The sequence below is a fragment of the Myxococcaceae bacterium JPH2 genome, assembly GCA_016458225.1.
GTDB lineage: Bacteria > Myxococcota > Myxococcia > Myxococcales > Myxococcaceae > Citreicoccus.
In genome coordinates, this window is record JAEMGR010000016.1 from 52,237 (window position 1) to 70,753 (window position 18,517).

Consider the following 18,517-nt stretch of genomic DNA (forward strand, 5'->3'; position numbering starts at 1 on the left):
TCGAGTTCACTCCGGTGTGGCTGTCGTGGATGGGGAGGTGACGCGCGGAGGTGGACGATGAGTCCGTCGCGCCGAGGTGTCGCCATCGCGTTCGGGCGCAACCCTCACCAGTCGGACCCCTTCGACGTCGAGGCGGACGCGGCGGAGGCGCTCGGAGTCGAGACCTATCCGGTGGACCTCGCGGCGCTCCTGTCGGGAGACAGCGCGCGAGCGGTCGAGCACCTTCCTGAGAGAGGCCGTCTGCGATTGCTCTACCGGGGCTGGATGCTCACAGAAGCGGAGTACGGCGAGCTGGCCGAAGCGGTGGCCGAGCGAGGGCATCGGCTGATGACCTCCCCCACGCAGTACGCCAGCGCGCTCTATCTGCCCCAGTGGTATCCGAAGCTGGCGCGCTACACCGCCCGCTCGGTGTGGACGGAGGGGACGGACGCGGCCGAAGCGTGGCGCCTCGCGCGCGCCCTGGGGCCTCCGCCGTGGATCCTCAAGGACCACGTGAAGTCCGCCAAGGAGCAGTGGGCCGAGGCCTGCTACGTGCCCGAGGGCGCCACCGCGGAAGACTTCGCGCGCACCTGCGAGAACCTGGTGGACGCGCGCGGTGAGCGCTTCGAGCGGGGGCTGGTGGTGCGCCGCTACCTGCCGCTGAAGGTGATGGGCCGCACGCCCGCGGGCCCCGCGCACCTGGAGTTCCGCCTGTTCTTCTCGCGGCGGGGCCTGCTGGCCGCGGAGCCGTACCACGAGTTCGACGTGGAGGTGCCGGACTTCACGGCCTTCACCGCGCTGGCGCGCCGCATCGACTCGCCCTTCTTCACGATGGACGTGGCGATGCTGCAGGACGGCGGCTGGGCCGTCGTCGAGGTGAACGACGGCGGCGTCTCGGGGCTGCCGCCCGCGGTGGATCCGCGCGACCTCTTCGCGGCGCTGCTCACGCCAGACGGGTGAGCCGCGCGGCGAGGGCCTCAGGCCGTGGCGACGGCGGCCTGGGGCTTCTTGCGCAGGAAGAGCACGAACATGGCGATGACCACGCAGATGCCGCCCAGGGTGATGAGCGCGTCGAACGCGATGCTGCCCCGCGCGCCCATGCCCCGGAAAGCCGAGGCCCGGCCATCGAGCGCGGTGGTGTAGCTGATGGCGAAGTTCGAGGCGGCGACGAACAGCGTGTACTTGGTGGTGATGGCCGCGCCCGCGCTGACCATCTCCAGCACCATGCCCGCGAACGCCGCGAAGGCCGCGCCATTGGCCAGGCTGTAGGCCAGCGTGCCCCACGTGTACGTAGCGGGCGTCATGGGCGCCAGCGCCATGGCGAAGGCACACAACCCGGTGGTGCCGCCCATCAGCGCGTACGCGAGCTTGCGGTTCATCCGGTCCGACAGCCAGCCGCCCGCCAGCGAGCCCAGCGCGCCGGAGATGCCCATGCCCAGGCCGTTGACCAGCTCCACCAGGTGCTCGGGGGCGTGGTACTCGCCGGCCATGGCGCTGAACAGGTTGGTGAGCGCGCCGCAGCTCACCGGCGCCAGACACAGCACCAGCATGATGATGCCGTCGCGGCTGAACGCCGTGCGCAAGAGGTCCGTCACGATTCCCTTCACCCGCGCGATGGCGGCGCGCAGCAGCGGCTCCCGGCTGCGCGGGGTGCTGTCCTCGCGCTCGTGAATCCAGAAGATGCACGCGCTGGTGGCGAGCACGAGCGTGGTGAGGGCGATGCCCGCCACCTGCCGCGAGAACGCGCTCGCCAGCCAGATGGCCATCGCCCCCAGGAGGCTCGTCGAGCCCACGTTGCCGGCCATCTGCCAGCCGCCCGCCTTGCCCTTGTCCTCGGTGCGGGTGGTGTTGGCCATCAAACCATTGAGCGCGGCGTGGCCCGTGGTGGCCACGGCCTGCAGCGTGGTGAGCAACACGGTGAGCAGCCCCAGGTGCTGCGCCGGCTCGGAGATGAGCGTGCACGCCAAGAGGAGCCCGGCGGTGAGCAGCGCGCTGACGCAGTACCAGACGCGGCGCCAGGGCCCCAGGTCGATGAGCGGCACCCACAGGAGCTTCCACGCGTGCGGCGTGAACGCGGTGGCGGACAGGACGCCAATCTGCGCCAGGCTCAAGCCGTCCTTCGCCAGCCAGTACGGCACCGCCGTCTGCATCAATCCCACCGCGGCGCCGAACTGGAAGTCGAGCAGGGCGAACAGGGGCGGCCAGGACCAGCGCTCGGAGGGCGTTGCGGGCAGGGCCACGTCGGTGTCTGTCAAAGCGGACTCGCGATGGGGATGGGGTGGTGTGACAGGGATAGCAGCTTTGCGCCGAGGCGTCGCGCGGGGTGGGGGTTGCCTGGCCGGGCGGACTCCATTACGGGGGAGTCCTGCCCTTTTCCCTCGGGGGACCTGACATGGCGCCACGCATTGGAAGACTCTGGGACGCGGTGGGCAACACGCCCTTGTTGCGCATCGGTTCGCTCAGCGACGCTTCGGGCTGCGACATCCTGGGCAAGGCCGAGTTCATGAACCCCGGCGGCAGCATCAAGGACCGGGCCGCCAAGGGCATGATTCGCCGCGCCGAGCAGGACGGGCTCTTGAAGCCCGGGGGCACCATCGTCGAGGGCACCGCCGGCAACACCGGCATCGGCCTGGGGCTGTTGGGCCGCGAGCGCGGCTACCGCGTGGTCGTCACCATGCCGGACAACCAGGCCCGCGAGAAATACGAGCTGCTGGAGGCCATGGGCGTGGAGGTCCGCAAGGTCCCCGTCGTGCCCTTCGCCAATCCCAATCATTTCTTCCATCAGGCCCGGCTCCTCTCCGAGCAGCACGGCTGGTTCTGGGCCAACCAGTTCGAGAACCCCGCCAACGGTGACTTTCATTTCGAGACGACGGGTCCCGAAATCTGGGAGCAGTGCGAGGGGCGGGTGGACGTGCTGGTGGCCTCGGTGGGCAGTGGTGGCTCCTTGTCGGGCGTGAGCCGCTACCTCAAGGAGCGCAACCCCGCGCTGCGCGTGGTGTTGGTGGATCCGCTGGGCTCGGGCCTCTACTGCTTCGTGCGCGAGGGGAAGCTCGAGTCGACGGGCAGCTCCATCACGGAGGGCATTGGCATCATGCGGGTGACGGAGAACTTCCGGCGCGCGCGGGTGGACGAGGCCGTGCGGGTGGATGACCAGGCCATGCTGGAGATGCTGTACCACCTGGCCCGCCAGGACGCGCTCGTGGTGGGCACGTCCGCGGCGCTCAACGTCCGAGCCGCCTGGGAGTTGGCCCGCCGCCACTCGGGCGAGGGGCTGCGCATCGTCACGCTCTTGTGCGACCACGGCAGCCGGTACGCCTCGAAGGTGTTCAACCCGGAGTTCCTCGCGACGAAGCAGCTCGAGGTCCGGCCGCTCCAGCTCACCTGACACGGGCGGCTGAAGTCCCCTGGCCGTGGGGCGTCAGTCCGGATATGGGAGGGGGCGATGACGACGCCCCCCTCGCCCATGCCGCTGTGTATCGCGCCGATGATGGACTGGACGGACCGCCATTGCCGGTACTTCCTGCGGCTCATCAGCCCCCGCACGCTGCTGTACACGGAGATGGTGACCACGGGCGCCGTCCTCCATGGGGACCGCGAGCGCCTGCTGGGCTTCTCGCCCCAGGAGCACCCGGTCGCGCTCCAACTCGGCGGCTCGGAGCCCGCGGACCTGGCCGAGTCCGCGCGCATCGGCGAGGCGTGGGGCTACGACGAGATCAACCTCAACGTGGGCTGCCCCAGTGACCGCGTGCAGTCCGGGCGCTTTGGCGCGTGCCTGATGGCGGAGCCGGACACCGTGGCGCGCGGAGTGGCGGCGATGCGCGAGGCGGTGCGGGTGCCGGTGACGGTGAAGTCGCGCATCGCCATCGACGAGATGGAGGAGTGGCCCACGCTGGAGGACTTCGTGCGGCGCGTGTCCGCCGCGGGCTGCACGCGCTTCATCGTGCACGCGCGCAAGGCGTGGCTGAAGGGCCTGAGCCCCAAGGAGAACCGCGACGTGCCGCCGCTCCGCTACGAGCTGGTGCACCGGCTCAAGGCCGAGTTCCCCCACCTGGACATCTCCATCAACGGCGGCATCAAGACGCTCGACGCGGTGGCCGAGCAGCTCCAGCACGTGGACGGCGTGATGGTGGGCCGCGCGGCCTACGAGACGCCGTACCTGCTGGCGGACGCGGACCGGCGCTTCTTCGGGAGCACGCGCCCGCCGCTCACGCGCCACGAGGTGGTGGACGCGATGCTGCCGTACATCGAGGCGCAGCGCGTCCGAGGCGCGCCGCTGGGCGCCATCACCCGCCACATGCTGGGGCTCTTCCAGGGGTTGTCCGGCGCGCGCGCGTGGCGGCGCCACCTGAGCGAGAACGCCCACAAGGCAGGGGCGGGCCCGGAGGTCGTCGTGGCCGCGGCAGCGTTCGTGCCCCGCGCGGCGCCCGAGCTTCCCGCCGTGGCGTGAGCCGTCGGTCCAGAGGGCGGGGCGGACGGGGGAGCGACCCCCGGGCCCGCGCGCCCCGTGGGGCCTGTCCTGCGGAATGACGGCCTGTCTTCCGGTCCATGCGTGCCTACCCTGTGGGGTGCACAACACCGCTCAGGGAGGAGCGCATGGTTTGTTCGACCTGGCGTCGAGGACTCGTGGGAATTTTCGGGGCGGGCCTGCTGGTGCTCGGAGGCTGCAGCACGTCGCGCGCCAACGCGAAGGTGAATGACGAATGGATGGCGCGCGTTCCGGACGCGCAGCTGGGAGACGTGCGCCAGGCGCAGATGGCGCAGCAGAAGGCCGACGAGAGTGTCAAGCGCGCCGAGGTCGAGGTCCAGGACGCGAAGAGCGCCGAGTCGGCGGCCAAGCACAATGAGGACGCGGCCAAGAGCCGCCGGGCCGCGAGCCAGAAGACGCTCGAGGCCGCCATGGCCAAGGGGCGGGCGGAGGCCATCAGCCAGGCCCAGAACGACCTGCAGGACGCGAACGCGGGCGTGGTGGCCGCGTCGTCGGAGGTCGCCTACCGCAAGCGCGCGGTGGCCACCAAGGAGGCCACGAAGACGCTGCGTGAGCGCGAGCGCTCGGTGGCGGAGGCGCAGCTGGCGCAAGAGCAGTACCAGGCGCTCAAGAAGAGCGGCGACGTGCGCGCGCAGAAGCTCAGCGCCTCCAAGTTCGACGCCGAGCTGGCCGATGCTCGCCGCAAGGAAGAAGAGGCCCAGCGCAACGTGGACTCGCAGCGTCAGCGCGAGCAGCAGGCCCGCGCGGACTGGAAGCAGAAGCAGGAGTCGGCGCAGGGCTACGGCGGCAGCGGCTCGTCCACCAAGTAGGCGCTGCCTCCAAGTAGGCGCTGCCTCGCGCTACTCGAGCGCGAGGAGGATCTTCCCGAAGTGGGTGCCGTCGGCCATGTGACGATGGGCGTCGGCCACCCGCTCGAACGGGAAGACGGAGTCGACGACGGGGCGCACCCGTCCGGCTTCCAGCTCGGGCCCCCACCGCGCCCACGCGCGGTGGGTGATGGCCCGCTTCTCGTTCAGCGGTCGCCCTCGGAAGGCCGTGCCCTTGAGCTGGAGCCGGCGCATCACCACGGCCTCCACATCCAGCTCCGCGCGTTCTCCCTCCAGCAGTCCCACGAGCACCAGGCAGCCGCCGGTCTTGAGCGCCTGGAGGTTGCGCGCGAGCGTGGCGCCGCCCGCGAAGTCCACCACCACGTCCACGCCCGCGCCTTGCGTGTGCCGGAGCACCGCGCTCGCGAAGTCCTCGGTGGCGCGCAGGATGCCCACGTCTCCGCCCAGCTCGCGCGCGCGACGCAGGCGCTCCTCGGTGCTGACCGTGAAGTAGACGGTGGCGCCCGCGTGGTGGGCCATCTGGAGGCACATGCTGCCCATGCCACTGCCGCCCGCATGCACGAGCACGGACTGGCCCGCGCGAAGCTGGCCCAGCTCGAAGAGGACCTCGTCCGCGGTGACGAGCGCCTCGGGCAGGGCCGCGGCGTGGGTGAACGACTCGCCCGCGCGAACGGGCAGCGCCATGCGGTGATCCAACACGCAGTACTCGGCGTAGCCCCCGCCGTTGACGAGCCCCGCCACGCGCTGCCCGCGCTCGAAGCCGCGCACGTCCGCGCCCAGGTCCACCACCTCGCCCGCCACCTCCACCCCCAGGATGGGCGTCATGCCCGAGGGCAGGGGGAACTCCCCCGCGCGAAGCTGGAGGTCCGCGCGGTTGAGCGCCGAGGCGCGCACGCGCACGAGCAACTCCTCCGGGCCGGGGCGGGGGCGCGTCACCTCGCGCACGTGCAGCACCTCGGGGCCGCCCGTGCCTTCCATGACCACCGCGCGCATGCGCTCCTGCTCCGTGCCCGGCCGCTTCATGCGTCCGCACCCGCGACGGCGCGCACCGCGGTGCACAGCCGGGTCATGTCGTCATCGGACAGGTTGGCGCGCAGCATCACCCGAAGGCCCGCGCGCCCCCGCGCGACGATGGGGAAGAACACCGCCGAGGTGTAGAAGCCCTTGTCCAACATGTGCCGGGAGCGCTCCACGGCCTGCTCCTCGGCGCCCACTTCCACGACGCGGATCTGCGACAGGCTGCCCCGGTTGGGCGCCTCCACCTGCGAGTCGAAGCGCTGGAGGTTCGCCTTGAGCGCGCCTTGCAGTCGGCCCAGCTCGGGCGTGCGGTGCAGCTTCGCGGACGCGAGCCCCGCGCCAATGGACGCCACGTTGAGGCCCTGCGACCAGGCCAGCGGCCCACCGAAGCGATGCACCCGGTCCTCCAGGTGCCGCGCGCCCAGCATCACCACGCCGCCCGAGGTGCCGAAGCCCTTCGCCAGCGAGGCGACCACCAGCGTGAGCGGATGAATCTCATCTCCGAGGAGCGCGCGGACGAAGCCCTCGCCGTGCTCGCCGTGCACGGACAGGCCATGCGAGTCATCGAAGTAGAGATAGAGGCCATAGCGCTCCTGGAGCGCGAGCAGGTCCTTCACCAGCGCGGCCCCGCCCATGGAGTAGAAGCCGTCCGCCACGTAGGCCACGCGCGGGTGCTTCCGGCAGACGTCCTCCAGGAAGTTCAAGTCATTGTGGGGGCACGTCAGCACCGGCGCTTCGTCGGCGCAGATGGGCTTGATGAGGTTCATCGAGAAGTGGCAGGACTTGTCGAACACCATCACCCGCGGCTGGCCGTCGTCGCAGAGCTGGCCTCCCGCGACGAGGGGGAGCAGCCCCGCGGTGGCCGCGCTCGCGGAGACCGCGGTGATGGCGCGCGTGCGCCAGAGCGAGCCCAGCTCCTGCTCCAGCGCGTCCAGGAGCGACAGGCGCACCCGCACGCGCGAGATGCCCGTGTCGATGAGCTTCTCCTGCTGGAGCGCCTCGATGGCGCCATCCAGCACCGCCGGGTGCGCGTCCAGGCCCAGGTACGAGCACGACGAGAGGTTGAGGAACTCGCGGCCGTCCTCCAGGCCCAGGCGCCCGCCACCCAGGTGGTGGACGCTCAGGTCGATGACCCCGTGCCGCCGCGCCGCCTCGAAGGACGGGTTGCCCAGGGCCACCATCGCCTCCCCATTCCGGTACCGACGTCTCTCTTCCATGGAGTCCTCGCTATCCCTGTGATTCTGGGAGCGAGGACTCTAGCGGGAGGCGCGGCGGGAGGGCAGCGGCTCAGGCCTTCTTGGGGGACAGCTTGTTGATGTCGGCGAAGAAGTCGTGGCCCTTGTCGTTCACGACGATGAAGGCGGGGAAGTCCACCACTTCAATTTTCCAGACAGCCTCCATGCCCAGCTCCTCGTACTCGAGGACCTCGACCTTCTTGATGCAGTCCTTGGCGAGGCGGGCGGCGGGGCCACCGATGGAGCCCAGGTAGAAGCCGCCGTGCTTCTTGCAGGCCTCGGTGACGGCGGCGGAGCGGTTGCCCTTGGCGAGCATGACGTAGCTGCCGCCCTCGGCCTGGAACTGGTCCACGTAGGCGTCCATGCGGCCCGCGGTGGTGGGGCCGAAGGAGCCGGAGGCGTAGCCCTCGGGCGTCTTGGCGGGGCCCGCGTAGTACACCATGAAGTCCTTCATGTACTGGGGCAGGCCCTCGCCGCGATCCAGGCGCTCCTTGAGCTTGGCGTGGGCGATGTCGCGCGCCACCACCATGGGGCCGGAGAGCGACAGGCGCGTCTTGATGGGGTAGCGGGACAGCTCGGCGCGAATGTCGCTCATGGGGCGGCGCAGGTCGATCTTCACCACCTCGCCCGCGAGGTCCCCGTCCGTCGTCTCGGGCAGGTACTTGGCGGGGTCGGTCTCCAGCTGCTCCAGGAAGACGCCGTCGCGCGTAATCTTCCCCAGCGCCTGCCGGTCCGCCGAGCACGACACCGCGATGGCCACCGGGCACGAGGCGCCATGGCGCGGCAGGCGGATGACGCGCACGTCGTGGCAGAAGTACTTGCCGCCGAACTGCGCGCCAATGCCCGTGCGCTGGGTGAGCGCCAGCACCTGCTGCTCCAGCTCCACGTCGCGGAAGCCGCGGCCCAGCGCGTTGCCTTCACGCGGCAGCGAGTCCAGGTAGCGAGCGGAGGCGTACTTGGCCGTCTTCAGCGCGAACTCGGCGGAGGTGCCGCCCACGACGATGGCCAGGTGGTACGGCGGGCACGCCGCGGTGCCCAGCGAGCGAATCTTCGTCTCCAGGAAGGACAGCAGGCTCGCCGGGTTGAGGACGGCCTTGGTCTCCTGGAAGAGGTAGCTCTTGTTGGCCGAGCCGCCGCCCTTGGCCATGAACAGGAACTTGTAGGCGTCACCGTCCGTGGCGTAGAGCTCGATCTGCGCGGGCAGGTTGTTGTGGGTGTTGACCTCCCGGTACATGTCCAGCGGCGCCATCTGCGAGTAGCGCAGGTTGGCCGTGCGGTAGGTGTCGAAGACGCCGCGCGCGATGGCCGCCTCGTCGCCGCCGCCCGTCACCACGTACTGGCCCTTCTTGCCCATCACGATGGCGGTGCCCGTGTCCTGGCAGGAGGGCAGCACGCCGCCGGCGGCGATGTTGGCGTTCTTCAGCAGCTCCAGCGCGACGAAGCGATCATTCGCCGAGGCCTCGGGGTCCTTGAGGATGTGCGCGAGCTGCCCGAGGTGCCCGGGCCGCAGGAGGTGGGAGATGTCGCGCATCGCCTCGCGGGTCAGCAGCGTCAGCGCCTCGGGCTGCACCTGGAGGAAGGTTTTCCCGCCCGCCTCGAACGTCGAGACGGAGTCCTTCGTGAGCAGCCGGTACGGCGTCTCGTCCTTGCCGAGCGGCAGCATGTCCTGGAACTGGAAGTCGCTCATCGTGTCGTCACTCCACGGCGCTGGGGTGGGCGAAGGCTTACCTCCATTGCGGCTGGGAGGGGAGATGGTTTGAGCAACCCCTGGCCGGGGGGCGGGCGGGCGCCGGGCATTTGCCCGCATGCGAGCCACAAGGGGAGTTCATCCCAGGAACCGGCGGTCCGGGGCACAGCTTGGCTGCACGACTGCGCCAGCGTTGTGTCAACGCGTGCATGGTTCGCACCCCGGCCCGTTTTCGCGCACACCCCGCCCTTGCGAGAGTGCGACCCACTGGGAGGGTTCAATGAACCGGACGATTGTCACGCTGGCCGCGGTGCAGCTCCTCGTCGGATGTGGCGTGCCGAAGGCACAGCTCGACGCCAAGGCGCTGGAGGCGGAGAACTACCGGCGCCAGTACGGCGACGAATCCGAGAAGGTCAAGGCGCTGGAGGCCCGCGTCGCCGAGCTGGAGTCCGGGAAGAAGGACCAGGCCAAGGCCGACGAGGCGCTGTCCGCCAGCGAGGCGCGCGTGCAGGAGCTGTTGAAGAAGGTGGAGATGCTCAACGCCCTCAACGCCTCCCTGGCGCAGAGCAAGGACACCCTGGAGAAGGCGCGCGCGGAGCTGGAGAAGAAGTCGGAGCAGTACGAGTCGCTCGCCTCCAGCCTCAAGGATGAAATCAAGGCCGGGAAGATTGAGCTGTCCGAGCTGAAGGGCCGGATGGTGGTGAAGATGAAGGACAAGATCCTCTTCTCGTCCGGCAGCGTGAAGATCAACCCCGAGGGACAGGCGGCGCTCGCGAAGGTGGCCGAGGCGCTGAAGGACGTGAGCGGCAAGCTGGTGCGCGTGGAGGGCCACACGGACGACGTGCCCACGGACCCCAAGGGCCCGTTCCCCAGCAACTGGGAGCTGTCCACCACGCGCGCGCTGACGGTGTTGAAGCTCCTGCAGGACAAGGGCGTGTCCGCGGACAAGCTGTCGGCGGTGGGCTACGGCGAGCACCACCCCATCTCCAGCAACAAGACGACGCAGGGAAAGAGCCTCAACCGCCGCATCGAGATCGTCCTGGCTCCCGAGGACCAGGCCCCGGGCGCGAAGTCGAAGTCGGCGAGCCGGTAACCCCGAGCCAGCGAGGACACACGCATGAACTTGAGATGGATGGGCATGGCCGCCCTGGCGGCGATGGGACTCTCGGGCTGCGTAGCGGGCGGCGCGCGGCCGGCGGTGGAGATGCGCTTCTTCGAGTCACCCGCGGGCGGCGCAGTGCACGAGCGGGTGCGCGAGGCGGGCATCTTGAACGCCACGCTGATGGGGGCCGCGAACCTGCGCTACCTGCGGCCCGCCGAGTTGCTGAAGGCCGCGGAGACCGGCGCGGGCCAGGGGGATCCGCAGAAGCTGATGCGCGCGGCGCGCACGCTCGTCCCGGGGGATGGCGTGGTGTTGCTCGGCACCGTGCGCGGCGAGGCCACGGGAGGCAGCACGGCGACGCGGGCCATCTACTCGCTGGCCCTCGCGTGCGCGCGCACGGACCTGGACAGCCCCGGCGACCTGCGCGACTGCCAGGGCTACGTGCTGCGGGTGACGCGCACGTGGCCCGCGGAGGTGTACGCGCTCCAGGACGCCACGGTGTCGCTCATCTCCGAGGGAGGCACGGCCCACGGCCGCATCCGCGCGCGCAGCGAGCCGGGCGCGTTCAAGGCCGAGCTGGAAGGCGAGTTCGCCGCGAGCGTGCTGGAGCTGGGCGCGGGCGCGTCACTCGCCACCGGCGCGGGGCGCTGAGGCGGGGACCTCGTAGACGTAGAGGGGCGTGCGGTACAGGTCGTCGAGCCGGTGGGTGTGCACGGGACGCCAGCCATGCAGCGCGAAGGTGTGGCTGACGACGCGCGCGCCCGCCGGCAGCTCGGCGAGCAGCTTCGGGGCGAGCTTCGCCATGGCCCCGGGGTACAGGTAGCAGACGACGGTGGACGCGCCCGCGAACGGGGCGCGGAAGAAGTCCTCGCGCGCCACCCGGAGATTGGGGCGGGGCGCGAGGCGTTGTCGCAATGAGCAGAAGCCCGCGGGCAGAGGCGACAGCTCGTAGGCCACCACCTGGGCCTGGGGACAGCGATCCGCCAGCGCGAACGCCAGCGTTCCCCAGCCCGCGCCCAGCTCCAGCACGACGCCCCGCGTGTCAGGTGGCACGAGCGCGAGCACTTCGCGCCGGACACCCGGCGAGGTGGGCATGGGCGAGATGCCCGTGCGCAGGGTGTAGACCACGATGGAGCCCAGGCCCGCGAGGAGGCCCCCGAGCGACAGCAGGAAGAGGACCGCTTCCGTCGTGCCCAGGGTGGCCATGCGGGCGGGGACTCAGGAGGACGCGGGGGCGGCGCCCTGGTTCGCGGCGGCCTGGGCCGCGGCCTCGCGCGCGGCCTTCTCCAGCCGATCCACGCGTCGCAGCTCCGGGAAGGCCCAGGCCCACAGCCCCACCACCACGAGCGTGCCCACCGCGCCAGAGACGACCGCGGGCACCGCGCCCACCTGCTCGGCCAACCAGCCCGCGCGGAACTCTCCGAACTCGTTGGAGGCACCCACGCACATCATGTTCACCGCGCCCACGCGGCCACGCATGTCATCCGGCGTGACGACCATCTCCAGCGTGGAGCGCACCACCACGCTCACCATGTCCGCCGCGCCTCCGATGGCCAGCGCCACCACGGAGACCACGAGCGAGTGGCTCACGCCGAACACCAGCGTGGCCGCGCCGAAGATGGCCACCGAGACGAACATCTTCCAGCCCGCGCGTCCGCCCAGCGGCCGGAAGGCGAGCATGATGGCCACCACCGCGGCGCCAGCAGCCGGCGCGCTGCGCAGAAGCCCCAGGCCCCAGGGCCCCGTGTGCAGCACGTCCCGCGCGTAGATGGGGAGCAGCGCCACCGCGCCACCGAGCATCACCGCGAACAAGTCCAGGGTGATGCTGCCCAGCAGCATCCGCTGGCCGCGCACGAAGCGCAGGCCCGCGACCAGGGTCTCCAGCGAGAACGGCTCGCGCGACACGCTGCCCGTGCGCACCTTCAGCGAGAGGATCCACACCACGGTGAGCGCGCACAGCGACGCGGACGCGATGTACGCGCCCTTGGCGCCCGCCCACCCGTAGAGGATGCCGCCCACGGCCGGACCCGCGATGGTCGCCACCTGCCACGTGGTGGAGTTGACGGCCACCGCGCGCGTCAGCTCCTCAGGCGGAACGAGGCGCGGCGTGAGGGCCGAGCCCGCGGGCGAATAGAAGGCGCGCGCCGTGCCGAACAACACCAGCACGCCGTAGACGAAGCGCACGTCCTGCACGTGGCCCAGCGTGAAGGACAGCAGCATCAGGCTGCACAGCACCATCACGCTCTGGCACACCGCGAGGATGAGGCGCCGGTCCACCCGGTCCGCCACCTGTCCGCCGATGAGGCTGAACGCGAGGAAGGGGAGGAACTGCGCCAGGCCCGTGTAGCCCAGCGCCAGCGCGCTCCCCGTCAGCGCATACACCTGCCAGCCAATCGCCACCGACTCGATCTGCGTCGCGAGCACCGCGCACAGGCGCGCGAGCTGGTACACGCGGAAATCTCGATGGCGGAAGACGGAGGGGAGGGGGTCAGCGTTGGCGGGGGCCATGAAGTCCCTGGCTCTAACGCACGCCCTGCTCCCTCGCCAGTCACGTTGAGGCACGCAGAGCAGGCGCTCTCATGGCTGCCCCCAGGGCTCGGAGGTTGAGCCCAGGGACAATCCAGGAGCGTGGGACGTCAGCTCCCCGAGCGCATCCGGTTGAGCCGGTCGTAGTGCCGGTATCCGAGCTTGTCGAGCGCGCTCGGGGGCGCCAGCCCGATGTCCACCAGCGTCTTGATGTCGTACGTGCCCGCGAGCACCGGCGGCGCGTAGTTGGTGACCGCCTCGCGCGAGCGGAACTTCTCCATCGGGAAGAGCACCGTGCTCGTGTGCACGTGCATGAAGTGCGCGGCGGACTGGCGCGACCAACCCGGCACGCCCGGCGCGGTGATGACGTGCGGGGTGGCCAGGAACGTGCCGCCCGTGAGGATCTCCAGCTGCTGGCCCACCTGCGCCACGATGCAGCCGGCGGGCGCGTTGCCGCGCACCATCTGGCCCTGGGGCGACTCGGGCGTCGCGCGCGTGCGCAGGTACAGGCCGCTCTTGTCGTCCGGCTTGGGGGCGGGCTTGCCGCTCGGGTCGAGGAACCGGCCGCCGGGCAGCAGCGTCAGCAGGTTGAAGTCCGTGTGCTCCTCGCCCCAGACGATGCCGGTGTTCACCTGGGACGGGCCCAGCGGCAGGTAGTGCAGGGCGCGCGTGACGTGCGGGCCCCGGTCACACGTGGCCGCGAACGCGTTCTCGGGCAGCCCCAGCGCCACGGCGGCGCCGCGCAGCAGCTTCAGGCCGGCCTCGTGCAGCGACCTGCCGAGCGTGAGAATCCCATCCTCGAAGTAGGCGGGCGGCGCGTCCGGCCACACGTTCTCCGGGTAGAGCTCCGGGAACTCGGCCGCGGAGGCGGCGTCGTTGGGGTAGGGCGCGGCGAAGTAGCACTCCTTGAAGTCCGGCTGCCCGTTGCCCGCGACGGCGATCTCCGTGTTCGGCGGAGTCCAGCCGCGCTGGTACCAGATGTCGGCGCGGCCATAGGGACGCTTCTTGGCGTCGGGCCGCGCGACGAACGCGCTGAACGCGTCGTAGTACCGGTCGAGCGCCTGCGTGTCGACGCCGTGGTTCTTGATGTAGACGAGGCCGAAGACGCCAAACGCCTCGCGGATTGCCGCCGCGCCGCGCTCGACTCGGGCTGGGTCGCCCGACGCGAGGTCCGTCAGGTCGACCGTAGGGATGTGGATCGGGGAGGTCTCCGCCATGGTGCGCCCAGGTGTATCGCGCCTGGGCCCTGATTTGGAGGGTCCCGTGGAACGATTCCTCCCCGGCTGTTCTCAGGGCTTGGCGACCTGGGTCTCCACCGGAGGGCACGTCACCGACTGCGACTGGAAGCCATCCCGCGTCCGAGGCAGGGCCGTGGCGCCCGGGGCCACATCCAAGAGCGTGTCGCGGAACGCGATGCGGTACGTCCCGGGCTCGCGGAAGTCGTACGCCAGGGACGCCTCGACCTTGCCCTCCGCCGAGCCGCCCGGAGAAATCGTCGTGTAGTCGGTGGCGCCCGGGTCGGCCCGCTTGAGCATGGGGCCTCGGTACGGGACCTCCACCCCGTCACGCGTCACCTGGAAGATGTTGCCCATCAGCCCCTCCAGCGGCGTGTTCCACCGGAGCACGTGCACGGGCTGGGACGCGGGGTTGTCCAGTCGGAAGGTCACTTCCACGGGCTGGCCCGCGGTCACTCGCGCGGGGACGCTCATCGTGCAGCGCAGGGAGACGGCCATGGTCGCGGGCTCCTTCACTTCGGAGGGGGCCACCGGGGCCGGGCGCTCCGGGGCGGGGGTGGGGGGCTTGGCGGGTTCGGGCTCCTGGCGCTGCGTGCACGCCCCTGCGCCCCAGACGAGTCCCAGCGCGAGAAGGCCGATGTGTCGACGTCCCATGGTCATGTCGCTCCCACAAAGAGAAAGGGACGGAAGCGCCTGGCGCTCCCGTCCCTCGGACTCTTAACCCGTCTTCCCGGAAACGTCAGTTCTGGGCGGGGGTGTTCTCGGCGAAGTACTCGTGGCTGTCCGCGTTGTCGCGGGCGTTGGTCGGGTTGGACTTGGCCAGGCTCTTGGCGGCGGACTGGCCGTAGGCCCAGTCATCCGTGCCGGCGACCACGGTGAAGTGGCTCATCTCGTGGACCAGCGTGCCGGCCTTGGAGTCCGTGCCCGTCTGGGGGGCGCTCCAGAAGGCGCCGCACACGTAGATCTTGTACGGGGAGTCCGGGTAGACGTAGGCGTAGGTGCCGGAGTCGGAGCAGCTGCAGTCCACCACGATGGCCGCGCTCGCGAACGCGTTCTTGATGTTGAGGTAGTGGCCCTTCACGGTGCTCCAGCCGCTGCTGGAGTAGGTGCCGAACCACGTGGTGTAGCGCGGGGTGCCGCTCGGCGTGGTGGTGTTGAGGTAGTTGTACGCGTTGGTCGAGTACGTCAGCGCGCCGCTCACCGCGGTGGTGATGGCGGACTTCTCGGACGTGGTGCAGGCGCCGGAGTAGGAGAGGCTCTCGGCCGTCACGATGCGGTCGGACTCCAGGGCGCTGCTACGGCCCTCCACCCACACGCTCACCTCGTTGGAGGCGAACGCGGAGACGCCGCCGACGTTGTCGTGGGCCTCCTGCGCATAGCGGATGGAGTAGCTGCCCGTCTGGGACAGGTCATAGCGGCCGGACACCGAGACCGGGCCGCTGATGCTCTCGCCCGGGGCCAGCGTCACGTAGTCCTCGGGACGGGGCGCCACGCGCTTGAAGTGGGGGCCGATGTACTTCACGGCCTGCCCATCGCGCGTCACCGAGAGGCGGCCCTCCTTGAGGCCCTCGCCCGGCGTGTACCACTTGAGCAGCGACACCGGCTGCGACGAGGTGTTCGTGAGCGTCACCGTCACGGTGACGTCCTCGCGCGCGGCCAGGGAGGCCTTGGCCAGGGTGACGGTCGCCGTCACGCCGTTGGCGGTCTGCTCGCCGGTCGCCTGGGGGGCGTCCGTCGTGTCCGCCGGAGCGCCGCAGCCGCCCAGCAGGGAAACGCCGACAACCGCGCCGACCAGCCACTTGAAGTTACCGCGAAGGCTCTTGCTCACGTGAACTCCCCTTGTTGAGGTCACTACAGGCAGTCCGGGTTCGATGGGTATCCCGGTAAAATCTGCTTTATAGGTGAAGCCCAGCTTATTTGCCATGTCTCGAAATACTCGGAAATAAACCGCACTCTGGGTTCGCGGGATTCGAGGTGAGAGCGGCGGAGGTGGTGGACGATGCGCGCGGTGGTCTTCCAGCATGAGGAGCACGAGGGGCCGGGGCTGCTGGGGCCGGTGTTGGAGCAGGCGGGGTTCTCGCTGGTGAAGCGCTTCCGCGCGGTGCGGCGGGAGGACGTGGACGCGGAGCTGGTGGTGGTGATGGGCGGCCCCATGGGCGTGTACGAGGCGGATCAGCACCCGTTCCTCAACGAGGAGCTGGCGGTGCTGGCGGAGCGGATCGCCCTGGGGCGCCCGTGCGTGGGCATCTGCCTGGGCGCGCAGCTGCTCGCGGCGGCTGGAGGCTCCGAGGTGTTCGCGGGGAAGAACGGCTTCGAGGTGGGCGTCGCCCCGGTGCGCTGGACGCAGGACGGGCTGAAGGACGCGGTGATTGGCGGCGCGCGCCCGCGCTCGGTGGTGGCGCACTGGCACGGCGACACGTTCAAGCCCGTGCCGGGCGCCACGTTGCTGGCCTCCACGGACCGCTACTCACAGCAGGCGTTCCGGTTGGGCAACTCCTACGGCTTCCAGTTCCACCTGGAGCTCACCGCGGCGGAGCTGGGGCACTGGCTGGAGCTGGGCGGGGAGGGCCTCGTGCAGCGGGGCAAGGACCTCGGGGAGCTGAGGTCCCAACTGCCCAAGCTCAAGGCCGCCGAGGCGGAGAACGTCGAGCTGCTGCACCGGCTCGCGCACCACTGCGCCCGGGAGGCCCGGCGCTAGCGGGCGCGCGGGCCGGACTCAGGCGCGAGAGGCGGCGGGCGCGGTCCGTGAACGTGCCCGCAGCTTGCGCGTCCGGGCGGGGCGCTCACGCAGGCGCGCGGGCGCGGTCGGGACGGTGTCCACCGGCGAGACGCTGATGGACTGGACCCGCCAGCGCGTCGCCTGGCGGCTCAGGACGAAGGTGGCGCGGGAGGTGCGCGGTCCCTCTTCCCGGTGCTGCACGAGCACCACCACGCCGCGGGCCACGGGGCGCAGGGACTCGATGCGCGTGCGGGGGATGAAGCGCTCGGGGAGGCCGGCCTCCAGCTTCCGCCGGACCTGCTTCTCCAGGGCGGCCTTGCCGCGCAGCAAGGCGCCGCTCTGGCTGATGACCTCGACGTCCTCGGACAGGTGCGACAGGTAGCTGTCCACCTGGCGCAGGCCCCAGTCATGGTCCAGGGCGCCCATGAGGGCCTGGATGGCCTTGCGGTCCCTCGCCGACAGCGGGGGCGGGCCAGGGGGCAGCGCGGTGCGAGGCGGAGGCCCGGATTTGCTCGGGGCGACTCCGAAGAGCATGGGCATGAAGAACAAGGGGAGGGCCATGGGGGGAGCTCACGGTAGGGACAGCGACCGGCAACCTACGCTGCGCGCGGGTGCGAGATTGCTGGGCGGACGTGAAGAAATGTGAAGGCTGCCGGCAGATGCGCTCCAAAATGGAGGCGGCAGCGCGACGATGTTGAAGCCCCGGGCCTGACACATGGCATGGTCCGCCCCCGGAGGACTGCGATGTCTGCTACCCGGCCCCAGGCTGCTTCCATGTACACGGACCTCGAACGCGAGGCGTGGCACAACCTGCGCGCGGCAACCCCGCTCACCCTCACGGCCGAGGAGATCGAGCGCCTGCGCGGCCTGGGCGAGCAGCTCAACCTGGACGAGGTGGTGGAGGTCTACCTCCCGCTGTCGCGCCTCTTGAACCTGCACGTCTCGGCCACGCAGGAGCTGTTCGCCGCGCAGCAGGCCTTCCTCGGGGGCGACAACCAGAAGGTGCCCTTCGTCATCGGCATCGCGGGGAGCGTGGCGGTGGGCAAGAGCACCACGGCGCGCATCCTCCAGGCCCTGCTGGCGCGCTGGCCGGACCACCCCCGGGTGGAGCTGGTGACGACGGACGGCTTCCTGTTCCCCAACCGCGTGCTGGCCGAGCGCGGCCTCATGACGCGCAAGGGCTTCCCGGAGAGCTACGACCGCCGCGCGCTGGTGCGCTTCCTGGCCGAGCTGAAGGCGGGCCGGGCCGAGGTCGCCGCGCCCGTGTACTCCCACCGGAACTACGACATCGTCCCGGACGAGGCGCTCATCATCCGCCGCCCGGACATCCTCATCCTGGAGGGGCTCAACGTCCTGCAGACGGGGCCGGCCGCGGGCGGGAAGCTGCCGCAGGCGTTCCTGTCGGACTTCTTCGACTTCTCCATCTACGTGGACGCGCACGAGTCGGACATCCGGCGCTGGTACGTGGACCGCTTCCTCCACCTCTGGCGCACGGCGTTCCGCGACGAGGGCTCGTTCTTCCGCCGCTTCGCGGACCTCACCGAGGCGCAGGCCATTGCCCGCGCGGAGACCGTGTGGTCGGAGATCAACGGGCCGAACCTGGCGCAGAACATCGCGCCCACGCGCTCGCGGGCGCGGCTGGTGCTGGTGAAGGGGCCGGACCACCGGGTCCGCCGCGTGCGGCTGCGCAAGCTGTGACCCGCG

At 70.6% G+C, this 18,517-nt stretch carries 18 protein-coding genes; 8 read left to right on the plus strand and 10 right to left on the minus strand.

Annotated elements, in window-relative coordinates; genetic code table 11:
* Positions 1–57: 57 nt before the first annotated feature.
* Entirely contained in the window at positions 58–939 is an 882-nt protein-coding gene (locus JGU66_23685) for an ATP-grasp domain-containing protein (GenBank protein ID MBJ6763785.1), read from the plus strand.
* 17 nt (positions 940–956) lie between these two features.
* Here JGU66_23685 and JGU66_23690 read toward each other — a convergent pair whose 3' ends face one another.
* Positions 957–2,234: an MFS transporter gene (locus tag JGU66_23690; GenBank protein ID MBJ6763786.1), complete on the minus strand. Its 1,278-nt coding sequence runs from the start codon at positions 2,232–2,234 to the stop codon at positions 957–959.
* Positions 2,235–2,371: 137 nt separating this feature from the next.
* Here JGU66_23690 and JGU66_23695 point away from each other — a divergent pair, with 137 nt between their 5' ends.
* The 3 genes from JGU66_23695 (at position 2,372) to JGU66_23705 (ending at position 5,274) form a co-directional block, all read left to right on the plus strand.
* Positions 2,372–3,364 (plus strand): cysteine synthase A, encoded by a 993-nt coding sequence (locus JGU66_23695; GenBank protein MBJ6763787.1) that lies wholly within the window; start codon positions 2,372–2,374, stop codon positions 3,362–3,364.
* A gap of 57 nt (positions 3,365–3,421) precedes the next feature.
* Positions 3,422–4,426: a tRNA dihydrouridine(20/20a) synthase DusA gene (dusA, locus tag JGU66_23700; GenBank protein ID MBJ6763788.1), complete on the plus strand. Its 1,005-nt coding sequence runs from the start codon at positions 3,422–3,424 to the stop codon at positions 4,424–4,426.
* Positions 4,427–4,572: 146 nt separating this feature from the next.
* Positions 4,573–5,274, plus strand: a complete 702-nt coding sequence (locus JGU66_23705; protein MBJ6763789.1) for a hypothetical protein — start codon at positions 4,573–4,575, stop codon at positions 5,272–5,274.
* 30 nt (positions 5,275–5,304) lie between these two features.
* On the opposite strand, the gene JGU66_23710 is transcribed toward JGU66_23705, so the two are convergent.
* The 3 genes from JGU66_23710 to JGU66_23720 all read right to left on the minus strand — a co-directional run bounded on the left by JGU66_23710 (position 5,305) and on the right by JGU66_23720 (position 9,231).
* Complete coding sequence (locus JGU66_23710; protein ID MBJ6763790.1) at positions 5,305–6,285, minus strand: NAD(P)H-quinone oxidoreductase; 981 nt, start codon at positions 6,283–6,285, stop codon at positions 5,305–5,307.
* A gap of 26 nt (positions 6,286–6,311) precedes the next feature.
* Positions 6,312–7,526, minus strand: coding sequence for an aminotransferase class I/II-fold pyridoxal phosphate-dependent enzyme (locus tag JGU66_23715; GenBank protein MBJ6763791.1), 1,215 nt, complete (start codon positions 7,524–7,526; stop codon positions 6,312–6,314).
* A gap of 70 nt (positions 7,527–7,596) precedes the next feature.
* Positions 7,597–9,231: a fumarate hydratase gene (locus tag JGU66_23720; GenBank protein ID MBJ6763792.1), complete on the minus strand. Its 1,635-nt coding sequence runs from the start codon at positions 9,229–9,231 to the stop codon at positions 7,597–7,599.
* Positions 9,232–9,511: 280 nt separating this feature from the next.
* On the opposite strand from JGU66_23720, the gene JGU66_23725 reads away from it, so the two are divergent.
* Positions 9,512–10,324, plus strand: a complete 813-nt coding sequence (locus tag JGU66_23725; protein MBJ6763793.1) for an OmpA family protein — start codon at positions 9,512–9,514, stop codon at positions 10,322–10,324.
* Positions 10,325–10,348: 24 nt separating this feature from the next.
* The gene (locus tag JGU66_23730) at positions 10,349–10,984 is read left to right on the plus strand and encodes a hypothetical protein (GenBank protein ID MBJ6763794.1); all 636 of its coding nucleotides are present in this window, start codon (positions 10,349–10,351) and stop codon (positions 10,982–10,984) included.
* Here the strand turns inward: JGU66_23730 and JGU66_23735 are convergent.
* The 5 genes from JGU66_23735 to JGU66_23755 all read right to left on the minus strand — a co-directional run bounded on the left by JGU66_23735 (position 10,958) and on the right by JGU66_23755 (position 15,922).
* The gene (locus JGU66_23735) at positions 10,958–11,539 is read right to left on the minus strand and encodes an SAM-dependent methyltransferase (protein ID MBJ6763795.1); all 582 of its coding nucleotides are present in this window, start codon (positions 11,537–11,539) and stop codon (positions 10,958–10,960) included. The two genes, JGU66_23730 and JGU66_23735, sit on opposite strands and share 27 nt — an antisense overlap.
* A gap of 12 nt (positions 11,540–11,551) precedes the next feature.
* Positions 11,552–12,841, minus strand: a complete 1,290-nt coding sequence (locus tag JGU66_23740) for an MFS transporter (GenBank protein MBJ6763796.1) — start codon at positions 12,839–12,841, stop codon at positions 11,552–11,554.
* A 128-nt stretch (positions 12,842–12,969) separates the two neighbouring features.
* Positions 12,970–14,076 carry an isopenicillin N synthase family oxygenase gene (locus JGU66_23745; protein ID MBJ6763797.1) on the minus strand — a complete coding sequence of 369 codons (1,107 nt, stop codon included), beginning with the start codon at positions 14,074–14,076 and terminating at the stop codon, positions 12,970–12,972.
* Positions 14,077–14,148: 72 nt separating this feature from the next.
* The gene (locus JGU66_23750; protein MBJ6763798.1) at positions 14,149–14,748 is read right to left on the minus strand and encodes a protease; all 600 of its coding nucleotides are present in this window, start codon (positions 14,746–14,748) and stop codon (positions 14,149–14,151) included.
* A gap of 85 nt (positions 14,749–14,833) precedes the next feature.
* Positions 14,834–15,922, minus strand: coding sequence for a peptidase M35 (locus JGU66_23755; protein MBJ6763799.1), 1,089 nt, complete (start codon positions 15,920–15,922; stop codon positions 14,834–14,836).
* Positions 15,923–16,093: 171 nt separating this feature from the next.
* Between JGU66_23755 and JGU66_23760 the strand changes: the two genes are divergently transcribed.
* Positions 16,094–16,792, plus strand: a complete 699-nt coding sequence (locus JGU66_23760; protein ID MBJ6763800.1) for a glutamine amidotransferase — start codon at positions 16,094–16,096, stop codon at positions 16,790–16,792.
* Between the two features lie 18 nt (positions 16,793–16,810).
* Here the strand turns inward: JGU66_23760 and JGU66_23765 are convergent, their stop codons facing one another.
* Complete coding sequence (locus tag JGU66_23765; protein MBJ6763801.1) at positions 16,811–17,374, minus strand: nuclear transport factor 2 family protein; 564 nt, start codon at positions 17,372–17,374, stop codon at positions 16,811–16,813.
* Positions 17,375–17,557: 183 nt separating this feature from the next.
* Between JGU66_23765 and JGU66_23770 the strand changes: the two genes are divergently transcribed.
* Positions 17,558–18,511, plus strand: a complete 954-nt coding sequence (locus tag JGU66_23770) for a type I pantothenate kinase (protein MBJ6763802.1) — start codon at positions 17,558–17,560, stop codon at positions 18,509–18,511.
* Positions 18,512–18,517: the final 6 nt, after the last annotated feature.

Excerpts from the sequence above, each read along its gene's own strand:
- dusA (MBJ6763788.1), top strand. The coding sequence starts at position 3,422 with ATGACGACGCCCCCCTCGCCCATGCCGCTGTGTATCGCGCCGATGATG.
- JGU66_23760 (MBJ6763800.1), top strand. The coding sequence starts at position 16,094 with ATGCGCGCGGTGGTCTTCCAGCATGAGGAGCACGAGGGGCCGGGGCTG.
- JGU66_23765 (MBJ6763801.1), bottom strand. The coding sequence starts at position 17,374 with ATGGCCCTCCCCTTGTTCTTCATGCCCATGCTCTTCGGAGTCGCCCCG.
- JGU66_23715 (MBJ6763791.1), bottom strand. The coding sequence starts at position 7,526 with ATGGAAGAGAGACGTCGGTACCGGAATGGGGAGGCGATGGTGGCCCTG.
- JGU66_23750 (MBJ6763798.1), bottom strand. The coding sequence starts at position 14,748 with ATGGGACGTCGACACATCGGCCTTCTCGCGCTGGGACTCGTCTGGGGC.
- JGU66_23695 (MBJ6763787.1), top strand. The coding sequence starts at position 2,372 with ATGGCGCCACGCATTGGAAGACTCTGGGACGCGGTGGGCAACACGCCC.
- JGU66_23730 (MBJ6763794.1), top strand. The coding sequence starts at position 10,349 with ATGAACTTGAGATGGATGGGCATGGCCGCCCTGGCGGCGATGGGACTC.
- JGU66_23685 (MBJ6763785.1), top strand. The coding sequence starts at position 58 with ATGAGTCCGTCGCGCCGAGGTGTCGCCATCGCGTTCGGGCGCAACCCT.
- JGU66_23725 (MBJ6763793.1), top strand. The coding sequence starts at position 9,512 with ATGAACCGGACGATTGTCACGCTGGCCGCGGTGCAGCTCCTCGTCGGA.
- JGU66_23705 (MBJ6763789.1), top strand. The coding sequence starts at position 4,573 with ATGGTTTGTTCGACCTGGCGTCGAGGACTCGTGGGAATTTTCGGGGCG.
- JGU66_23710 (MBJ6763790.1), bottom strand. The coding sequence starts at position 6,285 with ATGCGCGCGGTGGTCATGGAAGGCACGGGCGGCCCCGAGGTGCTGCAC.
- JGU66_23745 (MBJ6763797.1), bottom strand. The coding sequence starts at position 14,076 with ATGGCGGAGACCTCCCCGATCCACATCCCTACGGTCGACCTGACGGAC.
- JGU66_23770 (MBJ6763802.1), top strand. The coding sequence starts at position 17,558 with ATGTCTGCTACCCGGCCCCAGGCTGCTTCCATGTACACGGACCTCGAA.
- JGU66_23720 (MBJ6763792.1), bottom strand. The coding sequence starts at position 9,231 with ATGAGCGACTTCCAGTTCCAGGACATGCTGCCGCTCGGCAAGGACGAG.
- JGU66_23740 (MBJ6763796.1), bottom strand. The coding sequence starts at position 12,841 with ATGGCCCCCGCCAACGCTGACCCCCTCCCCTCCGTCTTCCGCCATCGA.
- JGU66_23735 (MBJ6763795.1), bottom strand. The coding sequence starts at position 11,539 with ATGGCCACCCTGGGCACGACGGAAGCGGTCCTCTTCCTGCTGTCGCTC.